This is a genomic window from Pseudomonas sp. TE31087 (assembly GCF_057284075.1).
In genome coordinates this window covers 2,915,343-2,927,220 of record NZ_JBXVNN010000001.1, presented here as the reverse complement: position 1 = coordinate 2,927,220, position 11,878 = coordinate 2,915,343, and the positions used below count along the sequence as shown (strand labels likewise).

Here is an 11,878-nt window from a genome sequence, read left to right as displayed (position 1 = left end):
CTCATTGGGTGAAGAGTCCGTTGAGTCCAGAAAACGCCATGGCCATCACCCCAGCCCCGATCAGCTGGACGGGCAGGCCGCGCAGGGCTGCGGGCATCTCGGTATGGCGGCAGCGGGCGTCAAGGTCTGCATACAGCGCCAGGGCCAGCCAGAATCCCAGCGCGCCGACAGTGGCCCACGCCAGAATACCCCAGCCGTCGACGGCGCCGTTGGCAAGCTGTAACAGCAAGCCTAGCACCACGGCGTTTGCGCTCAGCAGAGGTTGCAGATCGTGCAGGGGCCAGCCTGGCCGAAAATGTCGGAGCAGGTTTGGCAGTGTCCAGGCCAATGCCGCCAGCAAGGGCAGGAAGATGAACAATTGCAGGTCCTGCAACCCCATGGGCAGGAGAAATTGCCGGTGTAGCCAGACGCCGACAGGTAGTGCGACGAGGATCAACAGGGCCGAACACAGACCCAGTGCATGCAGGCGCGCACGCTCGACCGGCTCGGCCTGCAGGGCCAGGTGATTGACCAGCGCGGCGCTGACCAGGATCAGGACGTAGTCACTCATGGCGATGTCGAAAGCCGGAGGGTGCCATCATTATCGGGTAGCGGGCGGCAGATGCAACTGCCCCGGCCAATTGGCCGGGGCAGGAGGGCTTACTTGATACGCTGGCCTGGCTTGGCGCCGCTGTCGGGGCTGAGCAGGTAGATCTCTTCACCGCCGGGGCCGGCGGCCATGACCATGCCTTCGGAAACGCCGAAACGCATCTTCCGCGGCTTGAGATTGGCCACCATCATGGTCAGGCGGCCTTCCAGCTGGGAAGGATCCGGGTAGGCCGACTTGATGCCCGAGAACACATTGCGGCGCTCGTCACCGATGTCCAGGGTCAGCTGCAGCAGCTTGTCGGCGCCGGGCACGGCTTCGGCCTTGACGATCAGCGCCACGCGCAGGTCGACTGCGGCGAAGGTATCGAACTCGATCTCGGCCGACAGCGGGTCCTTGGCCAGTTCGCCATTGCCCGCCGGAGCAGCCTTGGCTTCGGCGGCCAGCAGGTCTTCCTTGCTGGCGGCGACCATGGCTTCGACCTTGGCCGGCTCGATGCGGCTCATCAGGGCATTGAACGGGTTGAGCTGGTGGTTTTCCAGGCGCGACAGGTGGTCGTTCCAGGTCAGCGGGGCGACGTTGAGGAACGCCTCGGCGTCGGCTGCCAGCAGTGGCAGTACCGGCTTGAGGAAGATCACCAGCTGGCGGAACAGGTTGACGCCCTGGGCGCAGATGGCCTGCACTTCATCCTGCTTGCCTTCCTGTTTGGCCAGCGACCACGGCGCCTTGTCGGCGATCCAGGCGTTGGCGCGGTCGGCCAGGGCCATGATCTCGCGCATGGCGCGGCCGAAGTCGCGAGCCTCATAGGCCTCGGCGATCGACGGCGCGGCGGCGAGGAAGGCCTCGGTCAGCTCGGGCGCGGCATCGCCGGCAACCATCACACCGTCGTTGCCCTTGTGGATGAAGCCGGCGCAGCGGCTGGCGATGTTGACCACCTTGCCGACCAGGTCGGAGTTGACCTTCTGCACGAAGTCCTCGAGGTTCAGGTCGAGGTCGTCGACGCCGCGACCCAGCTTGGCGGCGTAGTAGTAGCGCAGGTATTCCGGCTGCAGGTGGTCGAGGTAGGTGCGCGCCTTGATGAAGGTGCCGCGCGATTTCGACATCTTCGCGCCGTTGACGGTCAGGTAGCCGTGCACGTTGACCGCGGTCGGCTTGCGCAGGCCCGCGCCTTCGAGCATGGCCGGCCAGAACAGGGCGTGGAAGTTGACGATGTCCTTGCCGATGAAGTGGTACAGCTCGGCCTTGGAGCCTTCGTTCCAGAACGCGTCGAAGTCCAGCTCCGGACGGCGCTCGCAGAGGTTCTTGAAGCTGGCCATGTAGCCGATCGGCGCGTCCAGCCAGACGTAGAAATACTTGCCCGGTTCTCCCGGGATCTCGAAGCCGAAGTACGGCGCGTCACGGGAGATATCCCACTCCTGCAGGCCCGAGTCCAGCCATTCGGCGAGCTTGTTGGCCACCGCGTCCTGCAGGGTGCCGCTGCGGGTCCACTGCTGCAGCATGGCCTGGAAGTCAGGCAGCTTGAAGAAGAAATGCTGCGAGTCGCGCAGCACCGGGGTGGCGCCGGAGATCGCCGACTTGGGGTTCTTCAGTTCGGTCGGGGCGTAGGTGGCGCCGCATTTCTCGCAGTTGTCGCCGTACTGGTCCTCAGCCGCGCACTTGGGGCAGGTGCCCTTGATGAAACGGTCGGCGAGGAACATGCCCTTCTCGGGATCGAAATACTGGGTGACCGAACGGGTGGCGATGTACCCGGCGTCGCGCAGGCGAGTGTAGATCAGGCTCGACAGTGCGCGGTTCTCCTCGCTGTGCGTGGAGTGGTAGTTATCGAAATCGACCAGGAAGTCGGCGAAGTCGGCGCTGTGCTCGGCCTGGACGTTGGCGATCAGCTGCTCCGGCGTGATGCCTTCCTTTTCCGCGCGCAGCATGATGGCCGAACCGTGGGCGTCGTCGGCGCAGACATAGATGCACTGGTTGCCGCGCAGCTTCTGGAAGCGCACCCACATGTCCGTCTGGATGTACTCCAGCATATGGCCAAGGTGGATCGATCCATTGGCATAGGGCAGGGCGCTGGTGACGAGAATCTGACGTGGCTCGGACATGGTGGCTCGGCTACTTATCTGGCTACGGGGTAAAAATGAGGGTGATCGGCCACTATAAAGGGCTGGCGAATTTATTTCACCCCAAGGACGCATCTGCTGACGATTGACGGGTTAGCATAGGCGCCTGTTCCGTATCCAGTTTGCCAATGGGAGCCTCCATGAGTGCCGTTACCCGTGCCGCCGTCGAAGGCGTGCTTCGCCAGTACACCGACCCCTACCTGAACCAGGATCCGGTCAGCGCCGGTTGCGTGCGCGCCATCGACATCCAGGGCGGGCAGGTCAGCGTGCAGTTGCAGCTGGGGTATGCCGCCGGCCTGTTCAAGGGCGGCTGGGCGCAGGTGCTGCAGACCGCCATCGGCAACCTTGATGGCGTCACTTCGGCCAGCGTCAGCATCGACTGCGTGATCGCCACCCACAAGGCCCAGGCCCAGGTGCCGGCGATGGCCAACGTGAAGAACATCGTCGCCGTGGCCTCGGGCAAGGGCGGGGTCGGCAAGTCGACCACCGCCGCCAACCTGGCCCTGGCCCTGGCCCGCGAAGGTGCCAGGGTGGGCATTCTCGATGCCGACATCTATGGCCCGAGCCAGGGGGTGATGTTCGGCATCGCCGAAGGCACCCGCCCGCAGGTGCGCGAGCAGAAGTGGTTCGTGCCGATCAAGGCCCATGGGGTCGAGGTCATGTCCATGGCGTTTCTCACCGACGACAACACGCCGATGGTCTGGCGTGGCCCGATGGTCTCGGGCGCATTGCTGCAACTGGTGACCCAGACCGCCTGGGACGACCTCGACTACCTGGTGATCGATATGCCGCCGGGCACCGGCGACATCCAGCTGACCCTGGCGCAGAAGGTGCCGGTGGCAGGCTCGGTGATCGTCACCACGCCCCAGGACCTGGCGTTGCTGGACGCGAAGAAAGGCGTGGAGATGTTCCGCAAGGTCAACATCCCGGTGCTGGGCGTGGTCGAGAACATGGCGGTGCATATCTGCTCCAACTGCGGCCATGCCGAGCACCTGTTCGGCGAAGGCGGTGGCGAGAAGCTGGCGGCGCAGTACGGTGTCGAGCTGCTGGCCTCGCTGCCGTTGTCGATGCTGATTCGCGAACAGGCCGACAGCGGCAAGCCGACCGCCATCGCCGAGCCGGAAAGCCAGATCGCCATGGTCTACCAGGAGCTGGCGCGGCAGGTGGGGGCGCGGATCGTGCTGCAGGAAGCGGCGGCGCCGGCGGTGCCGAGCATTACCATCAGCGAAGATTGAGTCGGGCTGGGTAGCAGCAGGACCTGAGGGGCGTGGGAGCGGGCTTGCCCCGCGATGATGGTTGCCTGCGCTGGCGCCATCGCGGGGCCAGCCCGCTCCCACGAAGAGATATGTTTACGAAACCATCAATCTTCAGGCACAAAAAAACCCGCCAATGGCGGGTTTTTTTTGAAAGCGAGGAAGCGAGATCGACTTAGGCGATCTGAACTTCTTCAGCCTGCATGCCTTTCTGGCCGCGGGTAGCGACGAAAGTAACAGCCTGGCCTTCTTTCAGGGTTTTGAAGCCGTCAGCTTGGATGGCTTTGAAGTGCACGAACAGGTCGTCGCCCGACTGAGGGGTGATGAAGCCGTAGCCCTTCTCATCGTTGAACCACTTGACAACACCGGATTGACGGTTGGACATTTTTCTGTCTCCTTGGACAAAGTTGATAACGGTCAGGAAACACCCTGACCGGGACTGAGCGCAAAGAGAGCAGAAAATTCAGCGATGGGCCGATCAGGATCGTGCATCAAACTAGAGATTCTCGGTGTCACGTGCAGCACAGTGGCGCCACCTTAACCCACTTTCCACGACCTGCCAATGGCCAAGAAGCGCTTTGATGAAATTCGGATCGACGGCCTGTGCAGGCCCCGTCCGGCGCGGGATAGGGCGAGGAAACTTTAACCCGGGCGCCGGGACCGGTAAGATGCACCTCTCGTTTTTTACCCCGCACTCTTCAGGACACCCCGCCATGAGCATCAAATCGGACAAGTGGATTCGCCGCATGGCGCAGGAACACGGCATGATCGAACCGTTCGTCGAGCGCCAGGTGCGCGGCGAGCAGGACAGCCGGGTCATTTCCTTCGGTGTCTCCAGCTACGGCTACGACGTGCGCTGTGCCGACGAATTCAAGGTTTTCACCAACATCAACTCGGCCACCGTCGATCCGAAGAACTTCGATGCCGGCAGCTTCGTCGACATCAAGAGTGACGTGTGCATCATCCCGCCGAACTCCTTCGCCCTGGCCCGCACCGTCGAGTACTTCCGCATCCCACGTGACGTGCTGACCATCTGCCTGGGCAAGAGCACCTATGCCCGTTGCGGCATCATCGTCAATGTCACGCCGCTCGAGCCCGAGTGGGAAGGCCATGTGACCCTGGAGTTCTCCAACACCACGACGCTGCCGGCGAAGATCTACGCCAACGAAGGCGTGGCACAGATGCTGTTCCTGCAGTCCGACGAGGCATGCGAAGTCTCGTACAAGGATCGTGGCGGCAAGTACCAGGGCCAGCGCGGCGTTACCCTGCCACGCACCTGAGCCGACAAAGCGCGGGAATTGTTTCCGCGCCCGGCACTCCAACGAGAATACAGTTTCGGCGCGCATGCCGTGCGCCGGGCCTCGTCAGGAGCCGCCGATGAAACTCGACCCCTCAATCAGTGCCAAGCTGGCCGTCCTGCAGCCGAACCAGATCGGATTGCTGGCCTGGTCGCTGATGGCCCACCCGCCGATCCACACACCGCTACCGATGCAGGCCGGTGGCGTGCCACACCAGCCCGATCCCGACACGCCGCAACCGCCGGAACCCGGCGAGCATCCGCCGATGGAACCGGGCGAGCCGACCCTGCCCGATGAGCCGCCTCCAGCCCCGGTGGCCTGATTTTTCTCAGTTGCCCAACAGGTAGCCGCTGCGACAGACCTGCTCGCCGGCCACATGGGCAACCACCATGCCCGCCGTGGCCATGCGCCGGATGCTGCGCGCATAGAGCAGCCCGGCCTGGGTATTGCGCAGGGGCGTGACCCGGTCGTTGAGCGGGTCGATGACCTCGGCGATCAGCTCACCGGCTTGCAGGTACTGGCCGGGCGCGGCGTGGAACACCAGCAGCCCGCCGAGCGGCGTCATGACCGGCTCAACCGCCGCCAGCGGCGTTGCCGGGTGAACCAATGCGGGCAACGGCGCCGGCTGGCCCTCGATGACCCCGGCATGGGTAAGGAAGTCGAGGATCGCCTGGCAGTCCCGGGTCGCCAGCGGGTGGCTGACATCGGCCTGGCCGCGCAGCTCGATGGTCACCGAGAAACTGCCCTGGGGGATCGGGAAGCGTTTGCCGAAGCGCTGCTGCAGCTGCCACCACACCAGGCTGAAACACTCATCGAACGACTGTCCGCCCGAATCGGTGGCCAGCAGGCTGGCCTGCACGCCCAGGTAACGGGCCAGCGGCTCGACCTGGGGCCAGGCCTCCGGCGTGGTGTACAGGTGCTCGACGGCCTCGAAGTCGCAATGCAGGTCGAGCACCATGTCGGCGTCGCAGGCCAGGCGTTGCAGGGTCAGGCGCTGCGACTGCAGCGGCGTGTGCGCGGGGTGGGCATCCAGGCCCCGGCGCAGGTATTCGCGTATCAGCGCCAGGTTGTGCGCCGGATCCTGGGTGAGGTGCCCCTCGATCTGGTCGCCAATGCTGTCGGACAGGTCGACGAACCTGCGGTTGAAGTTCTCGCCGCTCTGCAGTTCGAAACGGCCCAGCGGCGCGTCCAGCAGCACCTGCTCCAGGCCCACCGGGTTGGCCACCGGCACCAGGATGATCTCCTTGTGCAACCGGCCCTGCTGCTCCATTTCCCCGAGTCGCTGCTTCAAGTGCCAGGCCACCAGCATGCCCGGCAGCTCGTCGGCGTGCAGCGAGGCCTGGATGTACACCTTGCCGGCGCCACGCGGGCCGAAGTGGAAGCTGTGCAGCTGGCGGGCGATACCCGGGACAGGGGAGAGCAGGTCGTGGGTCGAGTGGTGCATGGTGGTCCTGATGTCGTCAGCGTTGTAGGGCGAAGGCTGGGATCAAGGATAGAAGCATAACTTCGGGAGTGGCGCACTATTCAGATCGCGGGACCGAGGAGCACGGTACAGACACGGACTACCTGAAATGAAGAAATGCTGAACCTTCAGGTGTTGTTTACTGGGGCTTCATCGTAATGCGCAACAAATATGTTGTCCGCGATTGGCCACGCAACGAGGTGACTAAATGAATTTCGATTATCCGGTGAACGTGCACCGTGATGCAGGCAGTGTCTGGATCAGTTGCCCGGATATTCCCGAGATGGCCAGTGCGGGGGATACGCTCGATGAGGCGCTGTTCGATGCCGTGGATGGCCTGGAATCGGCGCTTTCACTGTACGTGGAGCGGCGGGTCGCCATTCCGTTGCCTACGTCATTGCAATCGGCCGAGGCCGTTGTCAGGTTGCCGGCGCTGACCGCAGCCAAGGCGGCCTTGTGGAACACCATGATCGCCCAGAATGTGACCAAGACTGAAATGGCCCGACGGCTTGGCGTTAACCGACCGCAGGTGGATCGCCTGGTCGACCTGCTGCATCGCTCCAAGATCGAACAGGTCGAGCATGCCTTGCATGTGTTGGGGCAGCGCATCGAACTTGCAGTGGTGGCTGCCTGAGAGGGCTCCGGGAGCTTACCTCCTGGCGAAGCTTCTATTGCGGTCCATCCAGGGCTACCGCGGATGGACCGCAATAGGACTTATTTGCCAGGCACCAGCGTCAACCGCTGGCTGCCATAGGCACGGGCAAAGTTCTGTGGTTGCAGCGGCAGGCTGGTGAAGCGGCCCTTGGACCAGGCATCGAGCCCGTCGCTGTAGTGACGGCTGGCCGGGTTGCCGGACTGGCCGTTGCTGGTCAGTACCTGCAGCGGTTCTGCCTGGCCGAAGTCGACGATCATCCGCGCCGAGGCCGGTAGCTGGGTGTCGAAGTTGCTCCCCCAGGCATAGGGCGTCAGGGCCAGGGTGCTGAAGTCGCCGCCCGCCGCCAGGGGCGCGCGGTCGAGCTTGTCGCCCAGGCCGTGGTAGGCCGGTGCCGGCCAGCGGTACTGGTGCAGCTTGCCCCATTGCCAGGCGCGGCGATCGGCGCCGAGCTGGGCGGTGCCGGCATCTACTGCGGCGGCCAGGCTGCGGGCGAGGATGGTCGGCTTGTCTTCTTTCTGCGGCGTGCCGCGATCATCCCAGAACGGACTGTCGTCGCGCCCCAGCAGGTGATCGACCTGGGCGGAGTAGGACAGCTGGGCATTGCCGACGAAGGCCTGCCAGGCCGGGCTGGATTCCGGGCCCAGTTCGTCGAGGAAGGTCTGCCGGGTGACCGCCTGCAGGAACAGTTCATACAGCGCGGCATCGGCCGACACCGGGCTTAGTCGGCCATCAAAGGCCTTGAGCCGGGCCAGGGCATCGCGGGCCTTGTCGCGCTGCGCGGCGGGCAGGGCATCGATGGCCTGCTTGAGCGGCTGGGCCATGCCGGGGGCGTCGAACATCTGCTTGAGCTTGTCGGCCAGCAGCGTCACCTGATCGTTCTGCAGCGCCATCAGGCTGCGGCTGTCATGACGACCGTTGCCGGCCAGCTGGGCCATGCGCTCGGCGCGCTCGGGGTAGTACCAACTGCTCGACAGCTGCATGCCATAGCCCTTGGGCAGGCTGCGCTGGTTGGCGTGACCGATGAAGCCGGCGGGCGGATCCTGGTCGTAGGGGTGCAGCATCGCGTCGGCGTAGCCGTCCCAGTCATAGCGCCCGTCCCAGCCCGGCGAGGGCAGCAGGCCCTGGCCTTCGCGGCGGTTGGGGTAGCGGCCACTGACCTGCCAGCCGATGTGCTGCGGCTCGGCGAACACGAAGTTCAGCGCCGCCGCAGTGACCTCGCGGGTGCTGTCGAAGGCGCGTTCTATGTTCTGCGCGCGGGTCAGGTCGAACAGCGCGTCGAGGCTGCGATCCTCCTTGAGCTGCGGCAGGTGCAGGGCCAGGGCCAGGCTGCCATGACCCGGCAGCAGGGTGCCGTGACGGGTGTCGTACATCACCTCGCGCTGCGGTCGCTGGCCACGGACGAAGAAGGTTTCGTTGCGTGCGCGGGCCTGCTGCCACTTGCCGTCGGCGAGGTAGCTCAGCTGGTTGCCCTGGCGGCGTACCTGCTCGAGGAACAGGTCCTGGTTGTCGGCCATCACCGCGCTGCTGCTCCAGGCCAGCTTGCCGTTGTAGCCGGCCAGCACGATCGGCAGGCCTGGCAGCGACAGGCCGGCGACCCGGTACTTGGTGGTGTGGATCTGCACCGGGCTCAGCGCCCAGGCGGCGCGGCTGTCGCTGGCCAGCAGACTATTGCCGCTGCGGCTGCGCTGGGGCGCCAGGGCCAGGTTGGCCGAGCCGGGGGCGCCCAGCAGGCCGAGATCGGCCAGTTGCTGGCCGGCGGCGGTGAGTGCGCCGAGCCCCGGCAGCTGGCTGGCCAGGTTCACGCCCTTGAGTTTGTCGACCTCGCCTTCGGCCAGTGGCTCGTCGGGGGCGCCGGGCAGCAGCCAGGCGAGCTTGTCGGCACCGACCTTCTGCGCCAGGGGCAGGGCCGACAGTTCCTCCTGCAGGTTCACCGACTGGCTGAAGGCGTAGAGACTGAAGATCAGCGCCGAGTCCTCGGGTTTCCAGTATTCCGGACGGTAGCCGCTGCGGGCGAGTTCGCCCGGCAGCTTGTCGCGGTAGCGGAACAGGTAGGCGTTGACCCCGCGGGCGTACACCTCGAAGAAGCGCTTCAGGCGCGGCGAGGCGTCGGCATAGAGCTGGCCGGCGCTCTGCTTGAGGTTGGCCGCACGCATCAGACGATCCATCTCCAGGGCGTCGGCCCCGGCCAGCTCGGCCAGGCGCCCCTGGGCCAGCAGGCGCATGGCGACCATCTGCTCGATGCGATCCCCGGCATGCAGGTAGCCCAGGCTGAACAGCGCATCGTGGAAGCTGCTGCTTTCGATCAGCGGCGCGCCCATCGCGTTGCGCCGAACCGAGACGTTCTGCGCCAGGCCCTTGAGCGGTTGCACGCCGGTCGTCGGCAGTACGCTGTCCTGGTGACCACCCATCTGGCAGCCGCCGAGCGCGAGCAGGCCAAGCAACGCGGCAGCATTGCCGAGGCGGAGAGGGAAGGGCGGAAGGACGGGGGCGGCCATGACTAGGCTCCTGCAGGGCGTGGCGGGGTTCTGAAAGGCGCTAAGGTAGTGAGCGCGCAGTCGCCGTGCAAGGTGCCGGGAAGCTTTATTTACCAGTGGTAGTGCTGGTAGGTGCAGATCGCGGGTCAAGCCCACTCCCATGACGATTTGCATGGGAGCGGGCTTGACCCGCGATGGCCTGATTTGACGTCGATCAGGCGCCGTGGCACTTCTTGAATTTCTTCTCGCTGCCGCACGGGCAAGGGTCGTTGCGGCCGACGTCCTTCAGGGCGTTGCGCACCGGCTCCTGGTGGCCGTGGTTGCAGTGCGGGCCGTGCACATGGCCATGGTCGTGGTCGTGGTGATGGTCGTGACCGTGGTTGCAGTCGGGGCCATGGACATGGGGTTGCTGGGTCATTGCGGGGTTACTCCGGTTGTAGATCGCCGGGGATTATCTCACCCCTTTGCGACAAGTGCAGGTCCCGATGGACGATCAGCCCGGTGGCCAGTTCGCCGCGCAGCTGGTATTGCAGTGGCTGGCCGCTCTTGAGCAGCTTCGCCAGGGGCTTGAGGTGCTGCCAGAGGTTGGTACGCACGGTGATCTTGAAGGTGCGCCGGGCCTGGCCGCCGACGCTACGCCACAGGCTTGCCTCGTCCTCGGCCAGGAGCAGGTCGCCCAGGCGCACCGAGTAGGCCAGGTGGCGGATGAACAGGCGGCCGTCGTTGGGGTTGTCGACCTGCAGGTGCAGGACAAACTCCTGCTGATGCAGGCGCATCTTCACAGGCTCCACCTCAAGCAGGTGCAGCTGTGGCTCGCGCCAGGTGTCGCCGCCCCAGCCGGCGCAGCCCGTCAGCCAGCCCAGCAGCAGGCAGAGTGTGAGCAGGCGGGCCAGGGGGCGCATGTTCAACTACCGAGGTAACTGGCGCAGCATTTCTTGAACTTCTGCCCGCTGGCGCAGGGGCAGGGATCGTTGCGACCGGCCTTGAGCGGCACGGTCGGGTCGATGAAGTACCAGCGTCCTGCATGCTGGACGAATGCCGAGCGCTCGCGGTGCCGGTGGTCGCCTTCCAGGTCGTGCCAGCGCGCGGTGAAGGTGACGAAGGCGTGTTCGGGTTGCCCGCCCAGTACCTCGGCGCTTTCCACCTCCAGCCCCAGCCAGGTGCTCTGCGCGCTCCACGCCGACATGGCCGTGCGATCAAGGTCGGCCTGCTGGGCCGGCAGGGTGGTGTCGACCAGGTAGTCCACCAGGCCCAGCACGTAGGCGCTGTAGCGCGAACGCATCAGGGCCTGGGCGTCCGGCGCCGGGGGGCCGCTGTGATAATGCCCGCAGCAGGCGTCGAGCAGGTTGCCGCTGCCGCAGGGGCAGATCGAGACACTCATCCAGTCACCACCAGTACTTGCCGAAGTTTTCAGGGTTGGCCCAGAACTTTGCATTGAGCCAGTCCGGGACCTGCTTGTAGTCATGCAGATCATAGGTGAACAGGCTCAGCACCTGTTCGTCGCGCTGGAATTTCTCGCTGGCCGAGAGTGCCAGTGAATAGAAGTCGGTGTCCTGCCAGCCGCAGGCGTTCAGATCCGCCAGCACCGCGACGCGGCTGGCATTGAGGTTGCGGATACCGCCCAGCAGCTCCAGGCCGGTGCGCTTGGGCAGGTGCTCCAGGCAGTCGACCAGTACCGCCAGATCGAAGCGTCGGGCTGCTTGTTCGGCGGGAAGCGGGCCGGGTGCGGCGACCTCGATCCGGGTCTCGGGATGGGCGGCGCTGAAGGCCTCCAGGGCCGGGAAGCGGCTGCCCACCAGCAGCAGGTGGCGCGGGGTGAAGCGATCGAGCAGGGCGGCCAGGGCCTGCTGCGGCGTGCGTTGTGAGAAAACCTCGGTCATTGCCATTCCTCGTTCAGGTCGCTCAAGACTAGCGGTCCCAGGCGATCGGGCAAAGAGGCGCGTCGCCACGTCGTGGCTTATTGCTGGCAGAGCGGTAATCGCCGGTCTTTACTCCCAGAGCATCGGTAATGCACCGATTCCCCCTAGGAGAAGCAA

13 protein-coding genes are annotated in these 11,878 nt (G+C 65.2%); 4 read left to right on the top strand and 9 right to left on the bottom strand.

Annotated features, from left to right (window positions below):
• Window position 1: 1 nt before the first annotated feature.
• Together ACZ899_RS13160 and metG are read right to left on the bottom strand one after the other, a co-directional pair.
• On the bottom strand, window positions 2–550 hold the full coding sequence (locus ACZ899_RS13160; RefSeq protein ID WP_234561828.1) for an Rnf-Nqr domain containing protein: 549 nt from the start codon (window positions 548–550) through the stop codon (window positions 2–4).
• 89 nt (window positions 551–639) lie between these two features.
• Complete coding sequence (gene metG / locus ACZ899_RS13155; protein ID WP_234561826.1) at window positions 640–2,682, bottom strand: methionine--tRNA ligase; 2,043 nt, start codon at window positions 2,680–2,682, stop codon at window positions 640–642.
• Between the two features lie 158 nt (window positions 2,683–2,840).
• Between metG and apbC the strand changes: the two genes are divergently transcribed.
• Complete coding sequence (gene apbC, locus ACZ899_RS13150) at window positions 2,841–3,935, top strand: iron-sulfur cluster carrier protein ApbC (RefSeq protein WP_234561824.1); 1,095 nt, start codon at window positions 2,841–2,843, stop codon at window positions 3,933–3,935.
• A 193-nt stretch (window positions 3,936–4,128) separates the two neighbouring features.
• Here the strand turns inward: apbC and ACZ899_RS13145 are convergent, their stop codons facing one another.
• The gene (locus tag ACZ899_RS13145; RefSeq protein ID WP_003254922.1) at window positions 4,129–4,338 is read right to left on the bottom strand and encodes a cold-shock protein; all 210 of its coding nucleotides are present in this window, start codon (window positions 4,336–4,338) and stop codon (window positions 4,129–4,131) included.
• Window positions 4,339–4,666: 328 nt separating this feature from the next.
• Between ACZ899_RS13145 and dcd the strand changes: the two genes are divergently transcribed.
• Together dcd and ACZ899_RS13135 are read left to right on the top strand one after the other, a co-directional pair.
• Window positions 4,667–5,233 (top strand): dCTP deaminase, encoded by a 567-nt coding sequence (dcd, locus tag ACZ899_RS13140; protein ID WP_050704036.1) that lies wholly within the window; start codon window positions 4,667–4,669, stop codon window positions 5,231–5,233.
• A gap of 97 nt (window positions 5,234–5,330) precedes the next feature.
• The gene (locus ACZ899_RS13135) at window positions 5,331–5,573 is read left to right on the top strand and encodes a hypothetical protein (protein WP_203647748.1); all 243 of its coding nucleotides are present in this window, start codon (window positions 5,331–5,333) and stop codon (window positions 5,571–5,573) included.
• A gap of 6 nt (window positions 5,574–5,579) precedes the next feature.
• Here ACZ899_RS13135 and ACZ899_RS13130 read toward each other — a convergent pair whose 3' ends face one another.
• Window positions 5,580–6,695, bottom strand: a complete 1,116-nt coding sequence (locus tag ACZ899_RS13130) for a succinylglutamate desuccinylase/aspartoacylase family protein (protein WP_203647747.1) — start codon at window positions 6,693–6,695, stop codon at window positions 5,580–5,582.
• A gap of 226 nt (window positions 6,696–6,921) precedes the next feature.
• On the opposite strand from ACZ899_RS13130, the gene ACZ899_RS13125 reads away from it, so the two are divergent.
• A complete protein-coding gene (locus tag ACZ899_RS13125; RefSeq protein WP_203647746.1) occupies window positions 6,922–7,347 on the top strand; it encodes a type II toxin-antitoxin system HicB family antitoxin in 426 nt (141 codons plus the stop codon).
• 80 nt (window positions 7,348–7,427) lie between these two features.
• On the opposite strand, the gene ACZ899_RS13120 is transcribed toward ACZ899_RS13125, so the two are convergent.
• The 5 genes from ACZ899_RS13120 to ACZ899_RS13100 all read right to left on the bottom strand — a co-directional run bounded on the left by ACZ899_RS13120 (window position 7,428) and on the right by ACZ899_RS13100 (window position 11,722).
• Window positions 7,428–9,863: a penicillin acylase family protein gene (locus ACZ899_RS13120; protein WP_234561823.1), complete on the bottom strand. Its 2,436-nt coding sequence runs from the start codon at window positions 9,861–9,863 to the stop codon at window positions 7,428–7,430.
• Between the two features lie 193 nt (window positions 9,864–10,056).
• On the bottom strand, window positions 10,057–10,260 hold the full coding sequence (locus tag ACZ899_RS13115; RefSeq protein WP_012313055.1) for an SEC-C metal-binding domain-containing protein: 204 nt from the start codon (window positions 10,258–10,260) through the stop codon (window positions 10,057–10,059).
• A gap of 7 nt (window positions 10,261–10,267) precedes the next feature.
• On the bottom strand, window positions 10,268–10,744 hold the full coding sequence (locus ACZ899_RS13110; RefSeq protein WP_203647745.1) for an LEA/WHy family protein: 477 nt from the start codon (window positions 10,742–10,744) through the stop codon (window positions 10,268–10,270).
• Window positions 10,745–10,746: 2 nt separating this feature from the next.
• Complete coding sequence (locus ACZ899_RS13105) at window positions 10,747–11,223, bottom strand: YchJ family protein (protein WP_234561821.1); 477 nt, start codon at window positions 11,221–11,223, stop codon at window positions 10,747–10,749.
• 4 nt (window positions 11,224–11,227) lie between these two features.
• Complete coding sequence (locus tag ACZ899_RS13100; RefSeq protein WP_232855812.1) at window positions 11,228–11,722, bottom strand: DUF6231 family protein; 495 nt, start codon at window positions 11,720–11,722, stop codon at window positions 11,228–11,230.
• Between the last annotated feature and the right edge of the window lie 156 nt (window positions 11,723–11,878).

Bases quoted from the DNA above. Each gene is read 5' to 3' on its own strand.
- ACZ899_RS13160 (WP_234561828.1), bottom strand. From the start codon at position 550: ATGAGTGACTACGTCCTGATCCTGGTCAGCGCCGCGCTGGTCAATCAC.
- metG (WP_234561826.1), bottom strand. From the start codon at position 2,682: ATGTCCGAGCCACGTCAGATTCTCGTCACCAGCGCCCTGCCCTATGCC.
- apbC (WP_234561824.1), top strand. From the start codon at position 2,841: ATGAGTGCCGTTACCCGTGCCGCCGTCGAAGGCGTGCTTCGCCAGTAC.
- ACZ899_RS13145 (WP_003254922.1), bottom strand. From the start codon at position 4,338: ATGTCCAACCGTCAATCCGGTGTTGTCAAGTGGTTCAACGATGAGAAG.
- dcd (WP_050704036.1), top strand. From the start codon at position 4,667: ATGAGCATCAAATCGGACAAGTGGATTCGCCGCATGGCGCAGGAACAC.
- ACZ899_RS13135 (WP_203647748.1), top strand. From the start codon at position 5,331: ATGAAACTCGACCCCTCAATCAGTGCCAAGCTGGCCGTCCTGCAGCCG.
- ACZ899_RS13130 (WP_203647747.1), bottom strand. From the start codon at position 6,695: ATGCACCACTCGACCCACGACCTGCTCTCCCCTGTCCCGGGTATCGCC.
- ACZ899_RS13125 (WP_203647746.1), top strand. From the start codon at position 6,922: ATGAATTTCGATTATCCGGTGAACGTGCACCGTGATGCAGGCAGTGTC.
- ACZ899_RS13120 (WP_234561823.1), bottom strand. From the start codon at position 9,863: ATGGCCGCCCCCGTCCTTCCGCCCTTCCCTCTCCGCCTCGGCAATGCT.
- ACZ899_RS13115 (WP_012313055.1), bottom strand. From the start codon at position 10,260: ATGACCCAGCAACCCCATGTCCATGGCCCCGACTGCAACCACGGTCAC.
- ACZ899_RS13110 (WP_203647745.1), bottom strand. From the start codon at position 10,744: ATGCGCCCCCTGGCCCGCCTGCTCACACTCTGCCTGCTGCTGGGCTGG.
- ACZ899_RS13105 (WP_234561821.1), bottom strand. From the start codon at position 11,223: ATGAGTGTCTCGATCTGCCCCTGCGGCAGCGGCAACCTGCTCGACGCC.
- ACZ899_RS13100 (WP_232855812.1), bottom strand. From the start codon at position 11,722: ATGACCGAGGTTTTCTCACAACGCACGCCGCAGCAGGCCCTGGCCGCC.